This is a genomic window from Pseudomonas sp. efr-133-TYG-103a (assembly GCF_030209235.1).
In the GTDB taxonomy this organism is placed as follows: Bacteria; Pseudomonadota; Gammaproteobacteria; order Pseudomonadales; family Pseudomonadaceae; genus Aquipseudomonas.
Genome location: NZ_JARVSK010000004.1, coordinates 255736 through 279839 on the forward strand (window position 1 = coordinate 255736; position 24104 = coordinate 279839).

Here is a 24104-nt window from a genome sequence, read left to right on the forward strand (position 1 = left end):
TTTTAGAGGGGCCGCACTATACCGGTGCGCGTTATTGGAGTCTGTAAACCATTTCCTGCTTTGCGGGTGCACATTGCCCTTCAGGAGGCCGCAGGCAATTGTGACTCGCGTGAAGTTGAACAATTCCGGGCAAAAAAAAGGGCCTGAAGTGTCTACTTCCGGCCCTCAAAAGGGTGAGGGGTGTCTAGGCCCTCAGCCTGGTGATCGTGTTGCAGTTAAAGCGTCAGCGTCCGGAATCAGGCCTTCAGAGGTACCAGTCTGGGCGCGATCATGTTTTCGGGGCGCAGAATGTCGGCGAGCATGACGTCGTCGAGCAAGCCTTCTTCGCGCACCAGTTCCAGTACACCGCGGCCGGTTTCCAGGGCAACGCGGGCGATACGCGTGGCGTTTTCGTAGCCGATGTAAGGGTTCAGTGCGGTGACCAGGCCAATCGAGTGCTCGACCAGTTCACGGCAACGGACTTCGTTGGCGGTGATGCCGACGATGCAATGTTCGCGCAGCATGTCCATGGCACGTTGCAGCAGGCGGATCGAATCAAAAATCTTGTACGCGATCAGGGGCTCCATCACGTTCAGCTGCAGCTGGCCGCCTTCGGCTGCGACAGTGAGCGCGAGATCGTTACCCATGATTTCGAACGCGCACATGTTCACGGCTTCCGGAATCACCGGATTGACCTTGCCCGGCATGATCGAGCTGCCAGGCTGGCGCGCCGGCAGATTGATTTCATTGATACCGGTACGCGGACCGCTGGACAGCAGGCGCAGGTCGTTACAGATCTTCGAGAGCTTGACGGCTGTGCGCTTGAGCATGCCGGAGAACAGTACAAAGGCGCCCATGTCCGAAGTGGCTTCGATCAGGTCAGCCGCAGGTACCAGCGGCTGACCGCTGATGGTCGCCAGACGCTGCACTGCCAGGTGCTGATAGCCAGGGTCGGCGTTGATGCCCGTGCCGATCGCGGTACCGCCCAGGTTGACCTCGGTCAGCAGTTCAGGCGCCAAGCTGCGCAGACGGTTGAGGTCCTCGGTCAGCGTGGTAGCGAAGGCCCGGAATTCCTGGCCCAGCGTCATCGGCACGGCGTCCTGCAACTGGGTGCGGCCCATTTTCAGGACGTGGTTGAATTCCTGACCTTTGGCCGCGAATGCCTGAATGAGGCTGTCGAGGCTGGCGAGCAAGGCGTCGTGACCCAGCAGCAGACCCAGACGGATCGCCGTCGGGTAGGCATCGTTGGTCGACTGCGCCATGTTCACGTCATTGTTGGGGTGCAGGTAGTTGTATTCGCCTTTGGCATGGCCCATCGCTTCGAGCGCAATGTTGGCGATGACTTCGTTGGCGTTCATGTTGGTCGAGGTGCCAGCGCCGCCCTGAATCATGTCGACGACGAACTGCTCGTGGAAATCGCCCCGTATCAGGCGAGCACATGCTTCGCTGATTGCCGCGTGCTTCTCATTGCTCAAATGACCCAACTGATGGTTCGCATCGGCAGCCGCCTGCTTGACCATCGCCAGTGCCACGACCAGCTTTGGGTAGTGCGAGAGCGGAACGCCGGAGAGGTGAAAGTTGTTCACCGCACGCAGAGTCTGAATGCCGTAATACGCTTCAGCGGGTACTTCGAGGACGCCAAGCAGGTCTTTTTCGATGCGAAATGATGCAGCGCAGGACATGATAGAGAAAGTCTCAAGATAGGCACGGACTAAGCCGGAACGCCTTTAATACTAGGCCTGTGGACGATTGCGAACCAATGCTGTTAAGCGCTAGCCTATGCGCAAACGGCATAATGCGGATGTGACGTTCGGATTGTGACGAGCGTGTGAAGGGCGACGCGTCTCATGTTGCAAGAGCGTGGCTTGTCTTTGGGCCGCATCCCGCGATCTGGCGCTCAGCGCCAGCGGAACCTGAGAATGCGGGTTGGCAAGTCATTCTTGAGTCGCCTGATTTCGCTGCCGCTACGCGCCAGATCGCGGGGCAAGCCACGCTCCTACAATCGAAATCTAACTTGGCTCCCAATGGCGGAGAACACGATGAACCTGGAAAGCAAATGGCTGGAAGATTTCAGCGCGCTGGCCGCGACCCGCAGCTTCTCCCAGGCGGCGGAGCGGCGCTTCGTCACACAGCCGGCGTTCAGCCGACGCATTCGTAGCCTTGAGGCCGCGCTGGGGCTGACGCTGGTCAACCGGTCGCGCACGCCGATCGAGCTGACCGCGGCCGGGCAATTGTTTCTGGTCACTGCTCGCACCGTCGTTGATCAGTTGGGTGAGGTGCTGCGCCACTTGCATCATCTGGAAAGCGGGCAGGGCGAGGTCATGCAGATCGCCGCCGCACACTCACTGGCGTTGAGCTTCTTCCCGCGCTGGATCGCGCAGTTGCGTAACGAGGGATTGAACATTGCGACCCGTCTGGTCGCCACCAACGTTGGCGACGCGGTGCATGCGCTGCGCGAAGGTGGCTGCGACCTGATGCTGGCGTTCTACGACCCGGACGCTGCGTTGCAGATGGACGCCGAAATATTTCCGTCGCTGCACCTTGGCATGACCGAAATGCTGCCGGTCTGCTCGGTCGACGTCGACGGCCAACCGTTGTACGACCTGGAAAGCGAACAGAGCGTGCCACTGCTGGCCTACAGCGCGGGGGCGTTTCTGGGGCGTTCGGTCAACTTGCTGTTACGTCAGCGCGCGCTGCGCTTCACGACGGTGTACGAAACCGCCATGGCCGACAGCCTGAAGGGCATGGCGCTGCAGGGTCTGGGCATCGCGTGGGTGCCGCGACTCAGTGTCACGGCCGAGCTTGAACGTGGCGAACTGGTGATCTGCGGTGGCCCACAGTGGCACGTGCCACTGGAGATCCGCCTGTATCGCTGCGCGCTCGTGCGCAAGGCAAACGTGCGCCTGCTGTGGCGCAAGCTTGAGGGCGGCGCATCACAACCCGGCGCTTGACCTTCGAGTCAGTAAACACGCGGGATCCGGCCCTTGATGATCGGCTGACAGGAGGTCGTCAGCGTTCTGTCAAACAGCACTCTTTGCGGTATACTGCGCGGCCTTTGGCCGGTTCGACTGGTCATAATTTGTACGACAAGCCACGCCGGTCCTCCCGCGTGGCTTGTTGTTTTTAGACGCGCCTGCGGGCGCCCGATGAGAGGCACGACGATGAGCGCACTGGTTGGCGTGATCATGGGCTCCAAGTCCGATTGGTCCACCCTTAGCCACACCGCCGACATGCTGGAAAAGCTCGGCATTCCGTACGAAGTCAAAGTGGTTTCGGCTCACCGCACGCCGGATCTGCTGTTCCAGTACGCCGAAGAGGCCGAAGGCCGTGGCATCGAGGTGATCATCGCCGGTGCCGGTGGCGCCGCCCACCTGCCGGGCATGTGCGCGGCCAAGACCCACCTGCCGGTGCTGGGCGTTCCGGTTCAGTCTTCCATGCTCTCGGGCGTCGATTCGCTGCTGTCGATCGTGCAGATGCCGGCAGGCATTCCGGTTGCCACTCTGGCCATCGGCAAGGCAGGCGCAATCAACGCTGCGCTGCTCTCGGCGAGCATCCTGGGCGCCAAACACCCGCAATTCCACGCGGTGCTGAAGAAATTCCGCACTGAGCAGACAGACAGCGTTCTGGACAATCCAGACCCACGCGAGGCCTGAGGTTTTCATGAAGATCGGCGTAATCGGTGGCGGCCAGCTGGGCCGCATGTTGGCTCTGGCGGGCACACCGCTGGGAATGAACTTCGCTTTTCTCGACCCTGCGCCGGATGCTTGTGCTGCCGCACTGGGTGAGCATCTGCGTGCCGATTACGGCGATCAGGATCACTTGCGTCAGCTGGCTGACGAAGTGGATCTGGTGACCTTCGAATTCGAAAGCGTGCCGGCTGAAACGGTCGCGTTTCTGTCGCAGTTCGTGCCGGTCTATCCGAGCGCAGAAGCCCTGCGTATCGCCCGTGATCGCTGGTTCGAAAAAAGCATGTTCAAGGACCTGGGCATTCCGACGCCTGCGTTCGCCGACATCCAGTCCCAGGCGGATCTGGACGCTGCGGTGGCCAGTATCGGCCTGCCTGCCGTGCTGAAAACCCGCACGCTGGGTTACGACGGCAAAGGGCAGAAGGTCCTGCGCGAGCCGAAAGACGTGGTCGACACCTTCGCTGAGCTGGGCAGCGTGCCGTGCCTGCTCGAAGGCTTCGTGCCCTTCACCGGTGAAGTCTCGTTGATCGCCGTACGCGCGCGTGATGGCGAGACGCGTTTCTATCCGCTGGTGCACAACACCCATGACAGCGGCATCCTGCGCCTGTCCATCGCCAGCACCGATCACCCGTTGCAGGGACTGGCAGAAGACTACGCCGGCCGTGTGCTCAAGCAGCTGGACTACGTCGGCGTGCTGGCTTTCGAGTTCTTCGAAGTCGACGGTGGCCTGAAAGCCAACGAGATTGCCCCACGTGTGCATAACTCTGGGCACTGGACCACTGAAGGCGCCGAATGCAGCCAGTTCGAAAACCACCTGCGCGCCGTGGCTGGCCTGCCGCTGGGCTCGACGGCCAAGGTGGGCGAGAGCGCAATGCTCAACTTCATCGGCGAAGTGCCTGCAGTGGATAAAGTCATCGCCATCGAAGACTGTCACCTGCATCACTACGGCAAGGCGTTCAAGACAGGCCGCAAGGTCGGTCACGCGACCGTGCGCAGCAAAGACCGCGCAACCCTGGATCAACAGGTGAAGCAGGTCGAGGCGCTGATCAAGAACTGATCAGTCGCAGCAGTCCTCGTAGGAGCGCGCGTGCCCCGCGATCAGGGTGGGTCAGGCACCCACCCGTTTGACCCTTATGTCATCCCGGGCAAGCCGCGCTCCTGCAAGTCCGTGTTCATTACGTTGAACCATTCATCCCCCGCGCCCCTCTCATAGCGTGTTGCCGATAGCCGACTAGGCTTTGGCATATTCATTCAAACAGAGGGACATGGCATGGGAATCATTGGAACCATCTTCATCGGCCTGATCGTGGGTCTGCTCGCGCGTTTTCTGAAACCGGGCGACGACAGCATGGGCTGGATCATGACCATTATTCTGGGTATCGCCGGCTCTCTGGTCGCGACCTATGGTGGTCAGGCGCTGGGTATCTATCAGGCAGGCGAGGGTGCAGGCTTCCTCGGCGCGCTGGTGGGCGCAATTGTGCTGCTGGTGATCTACGGCCTGATCAGAAAGAAATGAAAATGACGCTGGCCCTCTGCGTTATTGCGGCGCGGAGGGCTAGAATGCCCGGCACATCATCCTCAGCCGAGCCTCTCAATGCGTCGCCTTCTTCTCGTTTCCCTGCTGCTGGTCTGTGGACTGGCACGCGCCGCTGAACCGCCTGAAACCGACTGGCTGGAGCTGATGCCCAAGTCGGATCAGAAAGCCCTCGAAGCCATGCCCGAAATCGACCACAACTCCCCGGAGGCTCAAGGGACGTTCGACAGCAAGGGCGGTTTGAAACAGAGCAAGGGCTTGCCTGCGGTCATGTATTCGACCAAAACCGTAGCTGCCATGAATGACAAAACCATTCGTCTGGGCGGTTATCCGGTTCCGCTGGAGACCGACGCCAAAGGCCACAGCACGCTGTTTTTTCTGGTCCCTTATCCTGGGGCCTGCATCCACGTACCGCCTCCGCCGCCAAACCAGCTGGTCCTCGTTCGTTATCCCAAAGGCCTGAAGATCGACGATATCTACACGCCGCTGTGGGTGATCGGCACCTTGAAGGTCGAGAAGGTCAGCAACGACCTGGCCGACGCCGCCTACGCGCTGGATGCATCGAAGGTGCGAGTAGTGACCGAGGCGGATTTGTAACGCTCTCTGGCAGAAGTTGCAGCTGAGGCAAACCTGTGAGAGTGAGCAAGCTCACTCCCATAAAGCTGATCATTGTCTGATCAATCGTCTGTCAACGGCTCTGCCCAGATGCTCACGCTCATCACATGCATGTCGTTGGGCTTGAGCGTCACGATGTCGCCCATGACGTTCGCGGTTTCGACACATACCATGTTCTGCCAGCCGTCAGCCTCCATGTCGCTGAAGGTCTTGGTTTTCTCGATCCACGGGTTCCATACCACCGAAGAGTTCGAACCGATGGTTTGAATCTGGATTCGGCGTTTCCACGCGGGATCGACAATCGAAATCAGGTCGGGCGTGTCTTGATAGATGCGGTCTGTTTCGCCAGTGAACGTGATGTCACCTGCCTGCACATTCTGTTTTTCCCAGCTTTCCAGCGTATTCAGGTAGCTGACGCCGTCCAGGCCTTCGATGCTGACCTGTTTGATATCGCTGATGGCGAAATAGCTGTGCAGCGCCTGGCTCAGGGTGACGTCTTCGGGGCCCGCGTTAAAGCTGACCAGGCTGACGTTCAGTGCTGCATCAAGGCGGATCTGCAGCTTCAGGCCGACGGTGTGCGGCCAGCCGGGCAGCTGCCCTTCAGCCTTGGGCTGAATGAACTCGACGATCAGTGCTTCGCCATCTTCGCCCATGCCCATCAATTCCCAATCGATCGCACGGACCTCGCCGTGGGCGTTCGCCGGTTCACTGCTCTGGCGCATGGCCTGAACGCTCTGCGGGTTGCGCTGGAAGTTGCCGAACCAAGGCCAGCAAATCGGCATACCGCCACGAATCGCCTTACCTTTGTGGAAGACTGCGCCCGGATTGGACCAGATCAGAGGCTGATCTCCATCAACCTGATAGCTGACGATGTGCGCGCCCTGCTGGGCGACAACCAGTTCGGCCTTGCCATGGCTGATTCGCCAGCAATTAAGCTCACCGAGCTGGATGGATTCGACTTGTGGCGTAGGCATAGGGGCTCTCACTCGAAGGACAGTGACTGAATCAGACTGTGCCAAGCTTGATGAGTTTAATGCCCAAAGCCAAGTGCCGCGCTGCTGAAGCGTGATCTGTCAGCGCCGCGCAGGAACCGAGCGGGTGCGGCCGCTGCCGTCGATGGCCACGAATACAAACACGGCCTCGGTGACTTTGCGCCATTCGCTGGACAGCGGATCGTCGCTCCATACCTCGACCATCATCTGGATCGAGCTGCGGCCGATTTCCAGCGTCTGCGTATAAAAGGACAATTGCGCGCCCACGGCGACCGGTACCAGAAACGCCATGCGGTCGATCGCGACGGTTGCAACGCGCCCGCCCGCGACTTTGCTGGCCATGGCCGTACCGGCCAGGTCCATCTGGGCCACCAGCCAGCCACCAAAAATGTCGCCGAAGCCGTTGGTTTCGCGTGGAAGCGCGGTGATCTGCAATGCCAGATCGCCTTGCGGGATAGGATCTTCTTGTTCGAGCTCAATCATGCCGGGGTCCCTCTGACCCATGACTCTCAAGTCTTCATTACGTTAGAAAGGGAAACTCTGCGAAAACGACTTGGTGAAAATGGCTTCGCACAATTTCCCCGAATGACGGGTGGAGTCGCGGCTGGCAAGTATATCGGCCGATGCCCCGAGACACGACCGTTGGGTTCCCATTTAGCCCCTCTCTCATTGCAATCGATGTGCACCTGCACACAATTTGCTATCGTGCCGAACCGATTTGGCACACTAAGCCTTTATTGGTACGCAATTTTGATGCCCGATTGCACAGTCGAGTCGATAAATCGCGTATGGAGCCGTTACCCGCGGCCTTTTTCGCTGTTGATCATTCGTCTCAAGAGAGCCTCAAAAGAGAAGCCATTGTCATGTCCTCTGTGTCTTCAAGTGCTGCGCAACCCTCGCGCCCACTGACCCGTAACGATTACAAAACCCTGTCGCTGTCCGCACTGGGCGGCGCGCTGGAGTTCTACGATTTCATCATTTTCGTGTTCTTCGCGGCAGTGGTGGGCAAGCTGTTCTTCCCCGCTGACATGCCGGAATGGCTGCGTTTGATGCAAACGTTTGGCATTTTTGCCGCCGGTTATCTGGCACGACCGCTGGGCGGCATCGTCATGGCGCATTTTGGCGATCTGCTGGGTCGCAAGAAAATGTTCACGCTCAGCATTTTTCTGATGGCGGTGCCGACGCTGATCATGGGCTTGCTGCCGACCTACGAACAGATCGGAATGTTCGCACCTTTGTTGCTGCTGTTGATGCGCGTCATCCAGGGTGCCGCGATCGGGGGTGAAGTGCCAGGTGCGTGGGTATTCGTTTCCGAACACGTTCCCGCACGTAACGTCGGTTACGCCTGCGGTACCCTCACTTCCGGGCTGACTGCCGGCATTCTGCTTGGTTCGCTGGTGGCCACCTGGATCAACAGCATCTATTCACCGGCTGAGGTTTCGGACTACGCATGGCGTATTCCTTTCCTGCTGGGCGGTGTATTCGGTCTGATGTCGGTTTACCTGCGCCGCTGGTTGCACGAGACGCCGGTATTCGCTGAGCTGCAACTGCGCAAACAACTGGCTGACGAAGTCCCGCTCAAGGCCGTGCTGCGTGATCATCGCGGTGCTGTGGTGTTGTCGATGGCACTGACCTGGTTGCTGTCGGCGGGCGTTGTCGTGGTCATCCTCATGACGCCGACGCTGCTGCAAACCAACTTCGGTTTCGCGCCGGCGGTCACGTTGAAGGCCAACAGTCTGGCCATCGTCCTGCTGAGCCTGGGCTGCATCGGCGCGGGCGCACTGGCGGATCGTGTTGGCGCAGGACTCGTGTTCCTGGTCGGCTCGCTTGGGCTGTTGGTCACGTCGTGGACCTTCTATCACACCGTTGGCGATCATCCAGACTTGCTCTATCCCCTCTACGCACTGACCGGCCTGTTCGTTGGCACCATCGGCGCGGTGCCATTCGTGATGGTCAAAGCCTTCCCACCAGTCGTTCGCTTTTCCGGACTGTCTTTTTCCTACAATCTGGCCTATGCAATCTTCGGCGGGCTGACCCCGATGGTGGTGCAGGGTATGAACAAAGTGAACCCGATGGCGCCCGCCTGGTATGTGGCCATTCTGTGTGCGCTGGGAATGGTGATCGGCGTGTATCTGCTGCGCAGCCGGCGGATCAACTGATGTGAAAAGCTTCGCGCCCGCGGCATGATCAAGCCGCGAGCGCGAAGCTTGCACCGTCAGACTTTGACGGCAAGTATCGTCGGTTTTCCACCGGACTCACCTGCAACCAGTATCTGGTCTGGCCTGGGTTGGACGAATCCGGTCGACGCGTTGGATATAACGTCCGCGTCGGTCAGGGTCCCGAACTTTGCCGGATTGGGCACAAAGGTCTCGTCGACACTGCCGTCCATGTTGAAACGCCCGACTACAGGTCCAGATGATGTGGGTTGTCTCCACCTCCCCAGTGCAATCACTTTTTCAGGCGTCTGCGCCGCTATGCCCGCTTGATGCCACATATCCACATAAGGCGGATCAACGAAGGCGTGAACAGCCGGCTCGCCTCCGTTAAAGCTCTCTTCCGGCGAGCCGTTGGTACCGTACAGCCCGACTAGACTTTTCCATCCCCTTTCAAGCGACGTGCCTGCTACGAGCATGACGGGAGGGGCCTCGTAGACCGAGCGAAACTCATGAAACTGACCTTCTATCTCGGTTTCGCTGACCCCGTTTGTGCCAAAACTTTTATCAAGATTGCCCTCAGTGTCGAACTTCATGATCAGCCCGCCCAGTCCAAAACCATCGGGCCGGTGAGTCGTCCCGCATGCGAGAATACCGCCGTCCTGACTTGGGGCAAGGCTTGATATCCTGATCAGTTTTTCGGGGTAATCAGGATGTCTCGGTGTCCATATACCACCTTCCTGAAAAGTGGTATCCAGTGCGCCCTTCTGCGTCAATCGTAAAATATGATAGTCAGGAGGAGACTTGTTATATTCGGCAATGCCGACAAATATACCCGATGAACACACAATGCAGGCGTTGCCATCAAAGAGTTGTGCATCAGCGGCCGCAAATGTGTCGATATCCACTTTGCCTTCAATGCCGAAGCTTGAGTCTGGCGCGCCATCGCTCAATTTTTTTGTAAGGGCATGAGCGTGATAGATATCGCCACCATCTACCCACATAGTGGATCCCCAATTGAATATATTGCCAGCCGTTGTTTCGTGAAGGCCTTTGAGGACGGTTATCTTCCCGGGCTCTTTCGTGAAATGTGCTTCGATAGACCCTGTTCCAAGGCTCCCAAATGAAGGGTCTATGTTTCCGGCGGCGTCGAACCGCGCCACGTAGGCTTCGTAGCGTCGTCCCGGAAGGTCGACGTTAAGGATATCGTAATAGGTTGCGAGGAAATAACCTGGCTTGGCGACACTGGATATTATGCATGTAGCCCAGCCATTGTCATTTCCGAGCCTTAATTTGCCTGCAGCCCCGAATGTTTGATCGTACTTGAGCGTTCCCAGTGATCCAGGAGAAGTTTGACGATCACCGGTATTGCCATAGAGATAAAATTTCGAAATCTCCTCGCGAAGTTTATTGTCCATAATGTATTTGCCTCGTATAAAGGTGCGCTTCCCTGGCACGTATTCGCTATCCACGAAAAAGTGCGGATAAGAATGTATATAACAACTTTTAGGCGAATGTCTTGGATGGGTGGTCGCCATACAGTGAGTCTGGATCAGCGAGAGCGATTACGGTAGATTAAATCGCGATTTCAGATTTATCTCTTATCGCGCTTTCAATACACCGGTTACGACGAGTAAGCACTTCACCTTAAAATTGCGAATCGGTGCGCGCGGCAAAAAATGCTGACTGAATGCCTGAATTGCCGTGTGGATGCGCGCATGCGGGTCTAGGCAGGCAGATGAATGTGCCGCTGTCCATTCCGGGAAATGAATACGCGTCTTTCTCGGTTTCATGGATCTGTCACAATTCAGACATAGAGTAGTCACATGGCCATCACCCTGGCCAGCACCCTAATCTCGCCAGGAGCAAGGCATGACACTCAAGCGTTTGATGACCGCACTGACTTTCGTCGCTGCTGGCTTTACCGCTGCGGCGGCGGTTGCTGCTGTTGATCCGGCGATCAAGGCCTACGAAAAAACCAGCGGGGTGTCGGGCAATCTTTCCAGCGTCGGCTCGGATACGCTGGCGAACCTGATGACAATGTGGGCTGAGGCCTACAAGAAAGAATACCCCACCGTGAACATCCAGATTCAGGCTGCCGGTTCCTCGACAGCGCCGCCTGCGCTGACCGAGGGCACGGCAACGCTCGGCCCGATGAGCCGCAAAATGAAAGACGGCGAGCTGTCTGCGTTCGAGCAGAAGCATGGGTACAAACCGACTGCCATTCCGGTTGCGGTTGATGCGCTTGCGGTGTTCGTCCATAAGGACAACCCGATCAAAGGGCTGACGCTGCAGCAGGTCGATGCGATCTTCTCGGCAACCCGCTTGTGCGGCGGCAAACTCGATGCGAAGACCTGGGGCGACGTGGGCGTAACGGGTGACCTTGCGGGTAAGTCCATCCAGCTGTTTGGCCGCAATTCGGTGTCCGGGACCTATGGTTATTTCAAAGAAGAAGCGCTGTGCAAGGGTGATTTCAAGCCCAACGTCAATGAGCAACCGGGCTCGGCTTCTGTCGTCAGCTCGATCAGCAGTTCGCTGAACGGCATCGGTTATTCGGGGATTGGTTATAAAACGTCCAGCGTGCGCACCGTGCCGCTGGCGAAAAAACCCGGTGGCGAGTTCGTCGAGGACAACGAAGCCAATGCGCTCAATGGCACGTATCCACTGGCGCGCTTCCTTTATGTTTACGTCAACAAGGCGCCCAATAAACCGCTTAATCCTCTTGAGGCCGAGTTCGTAAAACTGATGCTGTCCAGACAAGGTCAGGAAGTTGTCATGAAAGACGGGTACATTCCTTTACCAGCCAAGGTCGTCAGCAAGGCATTGGCTGATCTGGGGCTATAACAATGGGCTGCGCGCCGTGCAGCCAGATAACCCTGAGCGGGGTGACAGGTTCGTCCCGCATGAAACCAGAAAGGCCTTATGGAACGAGGCTTGCGAGACAATGAACAGTCCGTTGCCACACACCAGAGGCGACGGGCTTTTTTGCGTCACCACGTTGTAATGTATTTGTCATACAGAGCGACTAGGGTGTGCGCATGAATGATTTGGCCAATTCATCGATGACCGAAAAACCCCATCCCGAGCGCATTGATTTCAACGCGCCCGAGCTGCAACGCAAGCGTCGTATTCGTGCGCTCAAAGACCGTCTGACGCGCTGGTACGTGTTGGTGGGTGGTCTTGCCGTGCTGGCCGCAATCACCCTGATTTTCTTTTATCTTGCCTACGTCGTGGCGCCCCTGTTTCAAGGGGCCAGGCTGACGGTCGCGGACGCGCAAACCCCCGCGTGGTTGCAGACTGCCGGCAAGCCCATGGTTCTGGTCATCGAGGAGCAGAACCAGGTCGGCATGCGTGTATCGGACAGCGGCGAGGCACTGTTCTTCGCCCTGGAAGACGGGCATGAATTGTCCCGCGTGAGCTTGCCGGTGCCCGAGGGGGCCCGTGTCACGTCAGTCGCTCAGGATCAGCCTGGCAAACCCCTGATCGCGGTGGGCCTGTCCAACGGACAGGTGCTGGTGTTCAAACATGCCTATCCCATCACCTATCCCGGCAACAAGAAGACCATCACACCGACCATTACCTGGCCTTATGGCGACACGCCGCTGGTGCTGGATGAGGAAGGGCGGGCGCTTGAGCACGTCAACCTCAACGCCAGCGACTCGACGCTGATTCTGGCGGGTGCTACAGGCACTCAGCTGCACGTGCTGGCGCTGACGCAAGCTGAAAACCTGATGACCGGCGAAACTGCCAATGAGCAAAGCCGTATTGATCTGCCGCAACTGTCGGCCGCGGTGAAGGCCATTTTCGTCGATCCGCGGCAGCAATGGTTGTACGTGATCAACGGTCGTGCGCAGGCCGACGTCTTCGACCTCCACGACCGTACCCTTAACGGTCGTTACAAACTGCTTGAAGACGCCAACGCCGAAACCACCGCCAGCGCACAGCTCGTTGGCGGGATATCGTTGGTGATCGGCAGCTCCAAGGGCAACATCGCTCAATGGTTCATGGCCCGCGATGTCGATGGCGAGATGCGTCTTCAGCACATCCGTGACTTCAAGATGAGTGGCGCGCCGATCGCGCAGATCACTGCCGAGCAGCGCCGCAAAGGCTTCGTCGCGATGGACACCTCCGGCAAGCTCGGCGTGTTCCACAGCACGGCTCACCGCACGCTGCTGGTAGAGCCCGTCGCCAGCGGCCCTGCCGTGATCGGGATGTCGCCCCGGGCAGACCGCATCATTGCCGAAGACAGCGGCAGACTGCTGCCGATGACCCTCAAAAACCAGCACCCCGAAGTGTCCTGGAGCGCGCTCTGGGACAAGGTCTGGTACGAGAGTTACGACGAGCCGAAGTACGTCTGGCAGTCGACCGCCTCCAACAGCGACTTCGAGCCCAAGCTCAGCCTGGCGCCGTTGACATACGGCACGCTCAAGGCTGCCTTCTACGCCATGCTGCTCGCCGCGCCGCTGGCCGTCGCCGCTGCCATCTACACCGCGTATTTCATGGCCCCGGGCATGCGTCGCAAGGTCAAGCCGGTGATCGAGCTGATGGAAGCGATGCCGACCGTGATCCTGGGGTTCTTCGCCGGCTTGTTTCTCGCGCCCTACCTGGAAGGCCATCTGCCAGGCATATTCAGTCTGCTGATCTTCACCCCGATCGGCATCCTGCTGGCAGGTTTTTTGTGGACGCGCTTGCCGGATTCGATTCGCCTTCGTGTGCCTGATGGGTGGGAGAGCGCGATCCTGATTCCGGTCATTTTGCTGATCGGCTGGGTCTCGCTGGGCATGAGCTCGCACCTGGAGAACTGGTTCTTCGGCGGCGACATGCGTTCCTGGATCACCAACGATCTGGGCATCACCTACGATCAGCGCAATGCACTGGTCGTTGGCCTGGCAATGGGTTTCGCTGTCATTCCCAATATCTACTCCATCGCCGAAGATGCGGTGTTCAGCGTGCCGCGCGGTTTGACGCTGGGCTCATTGGCGCTGGGCGCAACCCCATGGCAAACCCTCACGCGCGTCGTGATCCTGACCGCCAGCCCAGGGATTTTCTCGGCGTTGATGATCGGCATGGGCCGCGCCGTGGGTGAAACGATGATCGTGCTCATGGCCACCGGCAATACGCCGATCATGGACATGAATCTTTTCGAAGGCATGCGCACGCTGGCGGCCAACGTCGCCGTCGAAATGCCGGAGTCGGAAGTGGGCGGCAGCCATTACCGCGTGCTGTTCCTGGCTGCCCTCGTGCTGCTGATGTTCACGTTTGTCATGAATACCTTGGCAGAGCTGATCCGTCAGCGCCTGCGCAAGCAGTATTCGTCTCTTTAGGGCAGGTAGGAACACATGAAAAAGACCTCCCTCAAAGGTTGGTTCAAAAGTGGCGGACCTGGCGTCTGGCTCAGCGCGGGCGCTGTTTCCGTTGCCGTGATCATGACGATCGGCCTGCTGGCGGTGATCGCCGTGCGCGGTCTGGGCCATTTCTGGCCCGCGGACGTGATCTCTGCCCAATACGATGTGCCAGGTCAGGAGCGCCACGTATTGGTCGGCGAGCTGGTCGAGTCCGAACAAGTGCCGCGCGCACGGCTTAAAGGCGCCGGGCTGCCTGTCCCGGACAAAGGGCCGGAATTCATGACCCGCGACCTGTTCAAGGTCGGCAACCGGGATATCAATGCCTCCGACTTCAGCTGGATCATCGGCGAATGGCTGACGGATCAGCGCAAACCGGCAGAGTTGATGACGCTCGAGCGTCGGGAGTGGGGCAACTTTTACGGTTACCTGGTCAACGTCAAGGAGAACGGTCAGGTCGTAGCGCAAGGTGAAGCGGCATGGCCGCAATTGCAGGAGCGCATCAAGCGCGTCGAGAAAATCTCCGATGAGCTCGATGGCCTTGAGAAATCGGACATCGGTGCGATCAACCACGGCATTGAGCGTTTGCGCCTGCGCACGCGCCAGCTTGAGCTCGACGGCAAGCTCGATGCTGCCGCTCAGGCTGACCTGGCTACCGAACGCGCCGAATACGACGCGCGTTACAAAGACATCGAAGCGCGTCTTGGCGCACTCCATGCCGACTTCAACCGCGACAGCCTGACGGCCCGCGACGCCAATGGCAAAGAGGTCGAAATTGCGCTGGGTAAAGTCGTGCACGCCTATCAGCCCAATGCGATGGGCACGTTGACCAAGCTGGGTTTCTACTTCCAGAAGCTTTGGGAATTCTTGAGCGACGACCCGCGAGAGGCGAACACCGAGGGCGGGATTTTCCCAGCGATCTTCGGCACCGTGATGATGACCCTGATCATGGCGATCATCGTCACGCCGTTTGGCGTGCTCGCGGCTGTGTATCTGCGCGAATACGCGCGTCAGGGACCGATGACGCGGCTGATCCGCATTGCCGTGAACAACCTGGCAGGCGTTCCGGCGATCGTCTATGGCGTCTTCGGACTGGGCTTTTTCGTTTACGTTCTGGGCGGCTCGCTTGACCGGCTGTTCTTCCCCGAAGCGCTGCCAGCGCCGACCTTCGGGACGCCTGGCCTGCTCTGGGCGTCGCTGACCCTCGCATTGCTGGCGGTGCCGGTGGTGATCGTCGCGACCGAAGAGGGGCTGGCGCGCATTCCGCTGACCCTGCGTGAGGGGTCGCTCGCGCTGGGTGCGACAAAGGCCGAGACGCTCTGGAAGATCGTCCTGCCGATGGCAAGTCCCGCAATGATGACCGGACTGATTCTGGCCGTGGCGCGCGCAGCGGGAGAAGTCGCGCCGCTGATGCTGGTGGGCGTGGTCAAGATGGCGCCGTCGCTGCCGGTGGACGGCAACTATCCGTATCTGCACCTCGACCAGAAGATCATGCACTTGGGTTTCCACATCTACGACGTCGGCTTTCAGAGCCCCAACGTCGAGGCTGCGCGGCCGCTGGTGTATGCCACGGCGTTGCTGCTGGTGCTGGTGATCGCATTGTTGAACCTGTCGGCGGTGACGATTCGAAACCGGCTGCGCGAGAAGTACAGAGCCCTGGACAGCTGATAAACAAGCCACGAGCGGGGAACCACGCGCGGCCAGTAAAAACGCCGCACGCCGCTTCTGCACGAACTGGCGGCTGCAGCTCGACGCTTGCGGCTACGAACGGAGTGAGACCATGCAGCAAGAACCCCACACCCACGGCATCAACATGTCTGCCTTGGGTCGAAAGCGCCAGGGGCTTGATCTGGCCAGCGAAAACGTCGCTCTGGAAGTGCCGGGCCTGAATCTTTTCTACGGGGAAAAGCAGGCGTTGTTCGACATCCAGATGAATATCCCGAAACAGCGGGTAACGTCGTTCATCGGGCCGTCGGGCTGTGGCAAGTCGACCTTGTTGCGCACCTTCAATCGCATGAACGATCTGGTGGACGGCTGCCGCGTGCAGGGCGAAATCAAGCTCTACGGGCACGACATCTATACCAAGGGCGAGGATGTGGCCGAGCTGCGTCGTCGCGTCGGCATGGTGTTCCAGAAGCCCAACCCGTTTCCCAAGACCATTTATGAAAATGTGGTCTATGGCCTGCGGATCCAGGGCATCAACAAAAAGCGCGTGCTCGATGAAGCGGTCGAGTGGGCGTTGCGTGGCGCCGCTCTGTGGGATGAGGTCAAAGACCGCCTGCACGAATCGGCGCTCGGGCTTTCCGGCGGTCAGCAGCAGCGTCTGGTGATCGCCCGCACTATCGCCGTCGAACCCGAAGTCCTGCTGCTCGATGAGCCGTGCTCCGCGCTCGACCCGATTTCGACGTTAAAAGTCGAAGAGCTGATCTACGAACTGAAATCCAAATACACCATTGTGATCGTTACCCACAACATGCAGCAGGCGGCGCGCGTGTCGGATTACACCGCGTTTCTGTACATGGGCAAGGTGGTCGAATTCGGGGACACCGATACGTTGTTCACCAATCCGACCAAAAAGCAGACTGAAGACTACATAACCGGTCGTTACGGCTAGCACGTGTTTCGTCAGCCCTGAACCACCGCGCAATCAATCGGACGGACACTCAGCATGATCAAAGACAGCCATACACATCACATCTCCCAGCAGTTCAACGCTGAACTGGAAGAAGTTCGCAGCCACCTGCTGGAAATGGGTGGTCTGGTCGAGAAACAGGTCAACGACGCGGTCACCGCGCTGATCGACGCCGACTCGGGCCTGGCCCAGCGGGTTCGCGAAGTCGACGACCGCATCAACCAGATGGAGCGCAACATCGATGAAGAATGCCTGCGCATTCTGGCTCGTCGTCAGCCCGCCGCCTCCGACCTGCGTCTGATCATCAGCATTTCCAAATCGGTGATCGATCTGGAGCGCATCGGTGATGAGTCCACCAAGATCGCCCGTCGCGCCATTCAGTTGTGTGAAGAAGGCGAGTCGCCACGCGGATATGTGGAAGTGCGCCACATCGGCGATCAGGTCCGCAGCATGGTGCGTGACGCCCTGGACTCCTTCGCCCGCTTCGACGCTGATCTGGCCCTTTCCGTTGCGCAGTACGACAAGACCATCGACCGCGAATACAAGACCGCACTGCGTGAGTTGGTCACCTACATGATGGAAGATCCACGTTCGATCTCCCGCGTGCTCAACGTCATCTGGGTGCTGCGTTCGCTTGAGCGGATCGGCGATCACGCCCGCAACATTTCCGAGCTGGTGATCTACCTGGTGCGCGGCACCGACGTGCGTCACCTGGGCCTCAAGCGCATGCAGGAAGAAGTCAAAGGCCTGTCCGCCGAAAAGCCTAATGTTCCGGACGCTCCTGACGATAAATAAGATTGCCTGATAAAAAACGCCTGGCGAACGCCGGGCTTTTTTTTGGGTAAAAAGGCCGTTTTCAAGGCAACCTAATTCCTAAGTCACCCGCGAATAAATGTCCCGGTGTCGTCAAACAGTTTGGCAGCTGGCTACCCGCCAGCGATATGCTCGCCATTTGCGGTGCACACGCCATCAGGAGCGTCGATGAGTAAAGTCAGTGTTTTGGTGGTGGATGACGCGCCGTTCATCCGCGACCTTGTCAAGAAAGGGCTGCGCAACGCTTTCCCCGGAATTCACCTCGAGGATGCAGTCAACGGCCGTAAAGCCCAGGTATTGCTGACCCGTGAGGTGTTCGACCTGGTGTTGTGCGATTGGGAAATGCCGGAAATGTCCGGGCTTGAGCTCCTGACCTGGTGCCGTCAGCAGGACAGCCTGAAAACCATGCCCTTCATCATGGTCACGAGCCGTGGCGACAAGGAAAACGTGATCCAGGCGATCCATGCCGGCGTTTCGGATTTCATCGGCAAGCCGTTCACCAACGAACAATTGCTGACCAAGGTGAAGAAAGCGTTGCACAAAGTGGGCAAGCTGGATGCGTTGATGAGCAGCGGTCCTGCGCGCGCGAACGCTGCGTTCGCCAACGACTCCCTCAGCGCCTTGACCGGCAACCGTCCAGAGGTCGTGACCGCCACGCCAACGGCGTCGGCTCCGGCTCAACCGCTGGTCAAACCGATGGCCAAACCGGCAGCACCGTCTGAGCCGACAGGACGTGGTCAAGGTCAGCTGCGGCTGTCCAGCGGCAACCAGCAATGTGTGATCAAAGCGCTGACGCTCAAGGAAGCGCTGCTGGTGGTGCGTCGCGGTGAAGTGCTGCCGCAGATTCTCGACAGCGCCGTGCTGGATCTGGAGCAGGGCGACAATGCCGAGGTCGCGCGCTTGAACGGCTACCTGCACGCCATCGCGGCGTTCGAGCAGAAACCGGACAGCGACTGGCTGCAACTGACGTTCCGCTTCGTCGACCAGGACACCCAGAAGCTCGACTACCTGTCGCGCCTGATTGCCCGCGGCACGGCGCAAAAGCATTTCGTGCCTGGCGCATAAGCTCGCCACAACCCCCTGTAGGAGCGCGCTTGCCCGCGAATGCGGCTCAACGCGAAGCGCGCTCCCACAATGGCTCCGTCTCTGCCTGACGAAGCGCATCCCCATCCTGCATAGAATTTGCAAATTGCTTCGCAGCTGACCCTGACGCGATTTCCTTGACGCTTCGTCTATTACCGATTGATACGGATGAGTCCTTTTCCATCGGCATCGCTGCTAGGCTTGCCCCCATTGTCTTCATACCAGGCCTATCCAGATGTTAGAGCGCTTGCTGGTTGTCTGTGCATTGCTGCTGGCCGCGCAGACTGCTGCAGCTGTGACCATTTACCGATTCACCGATGCCAATGGAGTGGTTTCGTTTACCGACCAACCCGTTCCTGGCGCCCAGGTGATGAAGCTGCGCGAGCGCATGGTCGAACGCATCGACAGCCAGGTCCGGCTCAACGTCAAGAAAACCAAAGGTGCCGACAACCTCTACGTGCGTAATGATCTGTTCGCGCCTGTGGAGATCGAGCTGCGCCTGTCGGGCGTGAAGAACGTTGTCGGCGTTGCTGATCAGGTGATCCGCCGAACCATTCCTGCCCGCAGCAACGAACGCCTGATCGCGCTGAGTCCGCAGATTCCAAGCAGGGCGATGGCCTACAAACCGAGTCTTCGCTCGATCATGGGCGACCCGCAGCGCAGCGTGAGTGCAAGCGGCCTGGGCTATCGCTATCCGTTGCCTTGGGTCGGCGGACCGTTCCGTATCAGCCAGGGCGCCAACGGCTCATACAGCCATGTGGGCGCCAAGAGCCGTTATGCGATCGACATCGCCATGCCCGAAGGCACGCAGATCATTGCGGCACGGGGCGGGACCGTGATCAAGACTGAAAACACCCAGTCCGGACGCGGCGCGAATCCGTCCGGCAACTTCGTGCGCATCCTGCACGACGACGGCACCATGGGCGTCTATCTGCACCTTCAACAGGGTTCGGTGAGCGTCAGGGAAGGGGAGAAAGTAACCGTCGGCACTCCGCTTGGACGGTCAGGCAATACCGGCAACAGCACCGGGCCGCATTTGCACTTCGTGGTGCAGCGCAATGTCGGGTTGGCGCTGGAATCGATTCCTTACGAATTCTCGCAGCCGGTCCAAAGCCTGCCGAACTTCGCCATTGGCGGGAATTGAATCGCAGTACCCTTGCGGTTCGCTTCTGGCCGGACTCCTGCGGCCTGCGGCCAGAATCATAAGCGACTCTGGCCAGGCTGTTGATCAATCCAGCTTCAACACCTTCGCCAGCACGATCTTCGGGCCTTTCATCTTCTTGATGATGATACGCAGGCCTTCGACTTCCATGACTTCCTCTTCCTCAGGCACGCGCTTGAGGCTGTCATAGATGAGGCCTGCAAGGGTTTCGGCCTCTACGTGGTCCAGATCGATGCCCAGCAGGCGCTCGACCTTGAACAGCGGCGTATCGCCCCGCACCAGCAGCTTGCCGGGCTGGTAGGCGAGAATCCCGCGTTCGGCCTTGCGATGCTCATCCTGAATGTCGCCCACCAGCACTTCCAGCACGTCTTCCATGGTCAGGTAGCCGATGACTTTGCCGTCCGCTTCCTCGACCAGCGCAAAGTGCGCGCCGCCTTGGCGGAACTGCTCCAGCAGCCGTGACAGCGGCATGTGCTTGGACACGCGTTCGAGCGGGCGAGTCAGCTCCGCGAGGTTGAACGATTCGGGAATGTGATCCAGCGCCGCTAGCTCCAGCAGCAGGTCCTTGATGTGCAGCAGGCCTACGAATTCGCCGCGATCGGCGTCGTACACCGGATAACGGCTGAATTTGTGCCGACGGAACAGCGCCAGAATCTCTTTGAGTGGCGCATTGAAATCCAGCGTGACGAGGTCTTCACGAGAGTTGGCCCAGTCCACGACTTCCAGCTCACCCATCTCAACGGCAGACGCCAGCACGCGCATGCCCTGATCGCTCGGGTCCTGGCCTCGGCTGGAGTGCAGGATGAGTTTGAGTTCTTCGCGGCTGTAATGATGCTCGTGATGCGGCCCGGGCTCGCCTTGACCGGCAATGCGCAGGATACCGTTGGCACTGGCGTTGAGTAGGTAGATGGCCGGATACATGACCCAGTAAAACAGATACAGCGGCACCGCAGTCCACAGCGACAACAGTTCAGGCTTGCGGATAGCCCAGGATTTGGGCGCCAGCTCACCGACCACGATGTGCAGGTAGGAAATGAGGAAGAAGGCCGTGAAGAACGACACGCCCTTGACCACTTCAGGCGTATCCACGCCCAGGGTCTCCAGAAGCGGCGCCAGCAGATGGGCGAAGGCAGGCTCACCGACCCAGCCCAGACCAAGGGAAGCCAGCGTGATACCCAGCTGACACGCCGACAGATAGGCGTCCAGCTGGCTGTGTACGGTGCGCAGGATACGGCCGCGCCAGCCGTTTTTCTCGGCGATCGACTCGACCCGAGTGGAGCGCAGTTTGACCATGGCAAACTCTGCGGCAACGAAGAAGCCGTTGAGCAGGACCAGAATCATTGCGAAGAGAATCATGCCGAAGTCGGCGAAAATTGAAGCCAGGCTAATACCAGGGGAAGGGTCCATGATGGAGTTTTGCAGGTTCCGTTTTACAGAAGGATGAAATAAACCCTCACAAATGGAGGGCATAAGCGACGCAATTTAGCCGCTATCCGTGGGCTTGCCTAGGCCTTGGTCATCTGGATCGGAGCGAAGTTGCAGATGAACACGCTGCCTTTGCCCGGAACGCTGTTGATTTCCAGCGTTGCGCGATGACGCAGCAAGACGTGCTTGACGATCGCAAGGCCCAGCCCGGTGCCGCCAGTGTTCGATGCACGGCTTGAGTCGACGCGGTAAAAGCGCTCGGTCAGGCGAGGAATGTGCTTGCTGTCGATGCCGATACCCGAGTCCTGCACGCTCAAATGCGCACCGCGTCCGTCGGCCCACCAGCGGATGCGGACCTTGCCTTCGGCGGGCGTATATTTCACCGCGTTGAAGATCAGGTTGGAGAACGCGCTGCGTAACTCCGCCTCACTGCCCTTGAGGCTGTACTCGCTCTCGAGATCCAGGGTGATCTGCTGATTCTTGCTGCCCGACAGCGCCTGGGCATCGTTCTTGATGCTCTGCAGCAGCGTCGGCACGTCGACGGGCTGGTTGTCCGATGGATAATCGGTGGCTTCCAGCTTGGCCAGCAGCAACAGGTCGTTGAGCAACGTCTGCATGCGGCCGCCTTGTTGCTGCATCTGCTGCAGCGCGCGGACCCAGCGCGGGTTCACGTCATCGACGTTATCCAGCAGGGTTTCCAGGTAACCACAGATCACCGTCAGCGGCGTTCGCAGCTCATGGGACACATTCGCGACGAAGTCTTTGCGCATCTGCTCCAGTTGATGAATGCGCGTGACATCGCGCACCAGCATCAAGTGTTCGTTATTCCCGTAGCGGGTGATGAGCATCTGAATGCGCAGGCGATCGTTGACCGGCGAAGGAATCTCCAGCGGTTCGGCGTAGTTGGCGTGTTCGAAATATTCCTTGAAACGCGGATGACGCACCAGGTTGGTCACCGGCTGGCCGCTGTCCTGAGGCGTCTTGAGCCCCAGCAGCGTCTCGGCCGCCCGATTCCACCATTCCAGATTGCCTTCGCTGTCGAGCATGATCACCGCGTCTCTCAGCGCCGCCGTGGACTCCTGCACTCGATCGATAACCGCTTGCAGGCGTCCGCGAACCCGTTGATCGCGCTTTTGCAGGTGATAAATGCTGTCGAAGACGTCGCCCCACAATCCGTAACCGTCCGGCGGCGGCTCATCGGGTTTGTGATGGCGGAGCCAGTCATGCAGGCGCAGCAACTGTTTGAGCGTCCAGGCCAGGTACAGCCCCAGATCGATCGCCAGGCACCAGCCGTAATGGCCGCTGACAAGGCCGGCCAGCAGCGAGGCCGTGACCAATAGCAGCAGGTGGCGGATCAGAGTGCCATGCCAGTTGTGGTTCAATTAACGCGTCCTTGTTTTCAGCGGTCTGAGTCGCTGCCAAATGCTTTTTCAGCTTTTGGTGGAGAAACGGTAGCCAGTACCGCGGACGGTTTGTACCAGATTTTCATAAGCGTCGCCGAGGGCTTTGCGCAGACGGCGGATATGGACATCGACCGTGCGCTCCTCGACGTATACGTTGCCGCCCCAGACCTGATCGAGCAATTGGCCGCGGGTGTAGGCGCGCTCCTGGTGGGTCATGAAGAATTGCAGCAGGCGGTATTCTGTCGGCCCCATTTCAGCAGGCTTGCCGTCGATGGTCACGCGGTGGCTGATCGGGTCCAACAGCAGGCCGCCGACTTCAATCGGCGATTCGCCATCGTTGGGGCCTGCGCGACGCAGTACCGCCTTGAGGCGCGCTACGAGTTCGCGAGGAGAGAAGGGTTTGGTGATGTAATCATCGGCGCCGACTTCAAGACCCTGGATCTTGTTGTCTTCCTCGCCCTTGGCGGTCAGCATGATGATCGGAATGTCACCGGTCAGTTCGTCGCGTTTGAGGCGGCGGGCCAGCTCGATACCGGATGTGCCCGGCAGCATCCAGTCGAGAAGAATCAGGTCAGGCTTGCGGTCGACGATGACGGCATGGGCTTGCTGCGAGTTCTCTGCCTCCATGCAGTCATAGCCGGCCATTTCCAGTGCGACGGCAATCATCTCGCGAATGGGCGCTTCGTCGTCGACGATCAGAATGCTCCTGCCAACCATGCCTCGAACCTCATGTCATTTAACTGTCTTGGGGCGCATTAGATAACGGAATTATTGCAGTCGTGTGACAGGTTAGTTCGGGCTAGGCGTATTGCTGGGTCTAGCGCTAAGCTTGTCGACTTGTCCTACAAAGAATGTCCATAAAAACGACTTACAAAAAGAGGATTGATCTATGGCTAAAATTTCTTCCGCACTGATGAGCCTGCTGGCAGCCGCGGCGCTCGCATCCTCGGGTATGGCTTTCGCTGCCGCGCCTGCCATGACCACCGGTGGCGTGCTCACCACCCATGACGGCCTGACTCTCTATACCTTCGACAAAGACACGTCCGCCGGCAAATCCGTGTGCAATGACCAATGCGCGACCAACTGGCCGCCGCTGACCGCAAGCTCGGGGGACAAGGCCGAAGGCGACTGGACCATCATCAAACGCGACGACGGCGCATCCCAGTGGGTCTACAAAGGCAAACCGCTGTACACCTTCAAGAACGACAAGGCCGCTGGTGACAAGACTGGCGACGGCAAAGGCGACGTCTGGCACGTAGCCAAACCCTGACTGATCGTGTGCTGC

At 59.0% G+C, this 24104-nt stretch carries 21 protein-coding genes; 14 read left to right on the top strand and 7 right to left on the bottom strand.

Annotated features, from left to right (window positions below; genetic code table 11):
- Positions 1 to 236: 236 nt before the first annotated feature.
- A complete protein-coding gene (locus QRN36_RS03820) occupies positions 237 to 1661 on the bottom strand; it encodes an aspartate ammonia-lyase (RefSeq protein WP_285422879.1) in 1425 nt (474 codons plus the stop codon).
- Between the two features lie 357 nt (positions 1662 to 2018).
- Here QRN36_RS03820 and QRN36_RS03825 point away from each other — a divergent pair, with 357 nt between their 5' ends.
- From QRN36_RS03825 to QRN36_RS03845, 5 genes are all read left to right on the top strand, one after another.
- Positions 2019 to 2930, top strand: a complete 912-nt coding sequence (locus tag QRN36_RS03825) for a LysR substrate-binding domain-containing protein (RefSeq protein WP_285422880.1) — start codon at positions 2019 to 2021, stop codon at positions 2928 to 2930.
- A gap of 210 nt (positions 2931 to 3140) precedes the next feature.
- On the top strand, positions 3141 to 3632 hold the full coding sequence (purE, locus tag QRN36_RS03830) for a 5-(carboxyamino)imidazole ribonucleotide mutase (RefSeq protein WP_074754780.1): 492 nt from the start codon (positions 3141 to 3143) through the stop codon (positions 3630 to 3632).
- A gap of 7 nt (positions 3633 to 3639) precedes the next feature.
- Complete coding sequence (locus tag QRN36_RS03835; protein WP_285422881.1) at positions 3640 to 4722, top strand: 5-(carboxyamino)imidazole ribonucleotide synthase; 1083 nt, start codon at positions 3640 to 3642, stop codon at positions 4720 to 4722.
- A gap of 213 nt (positions 4723 to 4935) precedes the next feature.
- Positions 4936 to 5181 carry a GlsB/YeaQ/YmgE family stress response membrane protein gene (locus tag QRN36_RS03840; RefSeq protein ID WP_093466343.1) on the top strand — a complete coding sequence of 82 codons (246 nt, stop codon included), beginning with the start codon at positions 4936 to 4938 and terminating at the stop codon, positions 5179 to 5181.
- Between the two features lie 78 nt (positions 5182 to 5259).
- Positions 5260 to 5796, top strand: a complete 537-nt coding sequence (locus tag QRN36_RS03845; RefSeq protein ID WP_093466341.1) for a DUF3299 domain-containing protein — start codon at positions 5260 to 5262, stop codon at positions 5794 to 5796.
- Between the two features lie 80 nt (positions 5797 to 5876).
- On the opposite strand, the gene QRN36_RS03850 is transcribed toward QRN36_RS03845, so the two are convergent.
- Both QRN36_RS03850 and QRN36_RS03855 read right to left on the bottom strand, forming a co-directional pair.
- Positions 5877 to 6788, bottom strand: a complete 912-nt coding sequence (locus QRN36_RS03850) for a D-hexose-6-phosphate mutarotase (protein WP_285422882.1) — start codon at positions 6786 to 6788, stop codon at positions 5877 to 5879.
- Positions 6789 to 6887: 99 nt separating this feature from the next.
- Positions 6888 to 7289: an acyl-CoA thioesterase gene (locus QRN36_RS03855; protein WP_093466337.1), complete on the bottom strand. Its 402-nt coding sequence runs from the start codon at positions 7287 to 7289 to the stop codon at positions 6888 to 6890.
- 380 nt (positions 7290 to 7669) lie between these two features.
- Between QRN36_RS03855 and QRN36_RS03860 the strand changes: the two genes are divergently transcribed.
- Positions 7670 to 8965, top strand: coding sequence for an MFS transporter (locus QRN36_RS03860; protein WP_285422883.1), 1296 nt, complete (start codon positions 7670 to 7672; stop codon positions 8963 to 8965).
- 56 nt (positions 8966 to 9021) lie between these two features.
- Here the strand turns inward: QRN36_RS03860 and QRN36_RS03865 are convergent, their stop codons facing one another.
- Positions 9022 to 10377: a hypothetical protein gene (locus tag QRN36_RS03865; RefSeq protein ID WP_285422884.1), complete on the bottom strand. Its 1356-nt coding sequence runs from the start codon at positions 10375 to 10377 to the stop codon at positions 9022 to 9024.
- Between the two features lie 454 nt (positions 10378 to 10831).
- On the opposite strand from QRN36_RS03865, the gene QRN36_RS03870 reads away from it, so the two are divergent.
- From QRN36_RS03870 to QRN36_RS03900, 7 genes are all read left to right on the top strand, one after another.
- Positions 10832 to 11803 (top strand): phosphate ABC transporter substrate-binding protein PstS family protein, encoded by a 972-nt coding sequence (locus QRN36_RS03870; RefSeq protein WP_285422885.1) that lies wholly within the window; start codon positions 10832 to 10834, stop codon positions 11801 to 11803.
- 194 nt (positions 11804 to 11997) lie between these two features.
- Positions 11998 to 14283: an ABC transporter permease subunit gene (locus QRN36_RS03875; protein WP_285422886.1), complete on the top strand. Its 2286-nt coding sequence runs from the start codon at positions 11998 to 12000 to the stop codon at positions 14281 to 14283.
- A 15-nt stretch (positions 14284 to 14298) separates the two neighbouring features.
- Positions 14299 to 15969: a phosphate ABC transporter permease PstA gene (gene pstA, locus QRN36_RS03880; RefSeq protein WP_285422887.1), complete on the top strand. Its 1671-nt coding sequence runs from the start codon at positions 14299 to 14301 to the stop codon at positions 15967 to 15969.
- Positions 15970 to 16081: 112 nt separating this feature from the next.
- Positions 16082 to 16915: a phosphate ABC transporter ATP-binding protein PstB gene (gene pstB, locus QRN36_RS03885; protein WP_285422888.1), complete on the top strand. Its 834-nt coding sequence runs from the start codon at positions 16082 to 16084 to the stop codon at positions 16913 to 16915.
- A 54-nt stretch (positions 16916 to 16969) separates the two neighbouring features.
- Entirely contained in the window at positions 16970 to 17728 is a 759-nt protein-coding gene (gene phoU / locus QRN36_RS03890) for a phosphate signaling complex protein PhoU (RefSeq protein ID WP_093466324.1), read from the top strand.
- A gap of 186 nt (positions 17729 to 17914) precedes the next feature.
- Complete coding sequence (locus tag QRN36_RS03895) at positions 17915 to 18811, top strand: response regulator (RefSeq protein WP_285422889.1); 897 nt, start codon at positions 17915 to 17917, stop codon at positions 18809 to 18811.
- 253 nt (positions 18812 to 19064) lie between these two features.
- Positions 19065 to 19973 (top strand): M23 family metallopeptidase, encoded by a 909-nt coding sequence (locus QRN36_RS03900; protein WP_285422890.1) that lies wholly within the window; start codon positions 19065 to 19067, stop codon positions 19971 to 19973.
- Between the two features lie 84 nt (positions 19974 to 20057).
- Here the strand turns inward: QRN36_RS03900 and QRN36_RS03905 are convergent, their stop codons facing one another.
- The 3 genes from QRN36_RS03905 to phoB form a co-directional block, all read right to left on the bottom strand.
- The gene (locus tag QRN36_RS03905) at positions 20058 to 21398 is read right to left on the bottom strand and encodes a hemolysin family protein (protein WP_285422891.1); all 1341 of its coding nucleotides are present in this window, start codon (positions 21396 to 21398) and stop codon (positions 20058 to 20060) included.
- Positions 21399 to 21496: 98 nt separating this feature from the next.
- Positions 21497 to 22798, bottom strand: coding sequence for a phosphate regulon sensor histidine kinase PhoR (phoR, locus tag QRN36_RS03910; protein WP_285422892.1), 1302 nt, complete (start codon positions 22796 to 22798; stop codon positions 21497 to 21499).
- Between the two features lie 48 nt (positions 22799 to 22846).
- Complete coding sequence (gene phoB / locus QRN36_RS03915; protein ID WP_062379821.1) at positions 22847 to 23536, bottom strand: phosphate regulon transcriptional regulator PhoB; 690 nt, start codon at positions 23534 to 23536, stop codon at positions 22847 to 22849.
- Between the two features lie 172 nt (positions 23537 to 23708).
- Between phoB and QRN36_RS03920 the strand changes: the two genes are divergently transcribed.
- Positions 23709 to 24089, top strand: coding sequence for a hypothetical protein (locus QRN36_RS03920; RefSeq protein ID WP_285422893.1), 381 nt, complete (start codon positions 23709 to 23711; stop codon positions 24087 to 24089).
- Positions 24090 to 24104: the final 15 nt, after the last annotated feature.

Excerpts from the sequence above, each read along its gene's own strand:
- QRN36_RS03905 (WP_285422891.1), bottom strand. The coding sequence starts at position 21,398 with ATGGACCCTTCCCCTGGTATTAGCCTGGCTTCAATTTTCGCCGACTTC.
- QRN36_RS03855 (WP_093466337.1), bottom strand. The coding sequence starts at position 7,289 with ATGATTGAGCTCGAACAAGAAGATCCTATCCCGCAAGGCGATCTGGCA.
- QRN36_RS03870 (WP_285422885.1), top strand. The coding sequence starts at position 10,832 with ATGACACTCAAGCGTTTGATGACCGCACTGACTTTCGTCGCTGCTGGC.
- pstA (WP_285422887.1), top strand. The coding sequence starts at position 14,299 with ATGAAAAAGACCTCCCTCAAAGGTTGGTTCAAAAGTGGCGGACCTGGC.
- QRN36_RS03835 (WP_285422881.1), top strand. The coding sequence starts at position 3,640 with ATGAAGATCGGCGTAATCGGTGGCGGCCAGCTGGGCCGCATGTTGGCT.
- phoB (WP_062379821.1), bottom strand. The coding sequence starts at position 23,536 with ATGGTTGGCAGGAGCATTCTGATCGTCGACGACGAAGCGCCCATTCGC.
- QRN36_RS03840 (WP_093466343.1), top strand. The coding sequence starts at position 4,936 with ATGGGAATCATTGGAACCATCTTCATCGGCCTGATCGTGGGTCTGCTC.
- QRN36_RS03820 (WP_285422879.1), bottom strand. The coding sequence starts at position 1,661 with ATGTCCTGCGCTGCATCATTTCGCATCGAAAAAGACCTGCTTGGCGTC.
- phoU (WP_093466324.1), top strand. The coding sequence starts at position 16,970 with ATGATCAAAGACAGCCATACACATCACATCTCCCAGCAGTTCAACGCT.
- QRN36_RS03845 (WP_093466341.1), top strand. The coding sequence starts at position 5,260 with ATGCGTCGCCTTCTTCTCGTTTCCCTGCTGCTGGTCTGTGGACTGGCA.
- QRN36_RS03860 (WP_285422883.1), top strand. The coding sequence starts at position 7,670 with ATGTCCTCTGTGTCTTCAAGTGCTGCGCAACCCTCGCGCCCACTGACC.
- QRN36_RS03875 (WP_285422886.1), top strand. The coding sequence starts at position 11,998 with ATGAATGATTTGGCCAATTCATCGATGACCGAAAAACCCCATCCCGAG.
- pstB (WP_285422888.1), top strand. The coding sequence starts at position 16,082 with ATGCAGCAAGAACCCCACACCCACGGCATCAACATGTCTGCCTTGGGT.
- QRN36_RS03825 (WP_285422880.1), top strand. The coding sequence starts at position 2,019 with ATGAACCTGGAAAGCAAATGGCTGGAAGATTTCAGCGCGCTGGCCGCG.
- QRN36_RS03895 (WP_285422889.1), top strand. The coding sequence starts at position 17,915 with ATGAGTAAAGTCAGTGTTTTGGTGGTGGATGACGCGCCGTTCATCCGC.
- purE (WP_074754780.1), top strand. The coding sequence starts at position 3,141 with ATGAGCGCACTGGTTGGCGTGATCATGGGCTCCAAGTCCGATTGGTCC.
- QRN36_RS03850 (WP_285422882.1), bottom strand. The coding sequence starts at position 6,788 with ATGCCTACGCCACAAGTCGAATCCATCCAGCTCGGTGAGCTTAATTGC.
- QRN36_RS03865 (WP_285422884.1), bottom strand. The coding sequence starts at position 10,377 with ATGGACAATAAACTTCGCGAGGAGATTTCGAAATTTTATCTCTATGGC.
- QRN36_RS03900 (WP_285422890.1), top strand. The coding sequence starts at position 19,065 with ATGTTAGAGCGCTTGCTGGTTGTCTGTGCATTGCTGCTGGCCGCGCAG.
- QRN36_RS03920 (WP_285422893.1), top strand. The coding sequence starts at position 23,709 with ATGGCTAAAATTTCTTCCGCACTGATGAGCCTGCTGGCAGCCGCGGCG.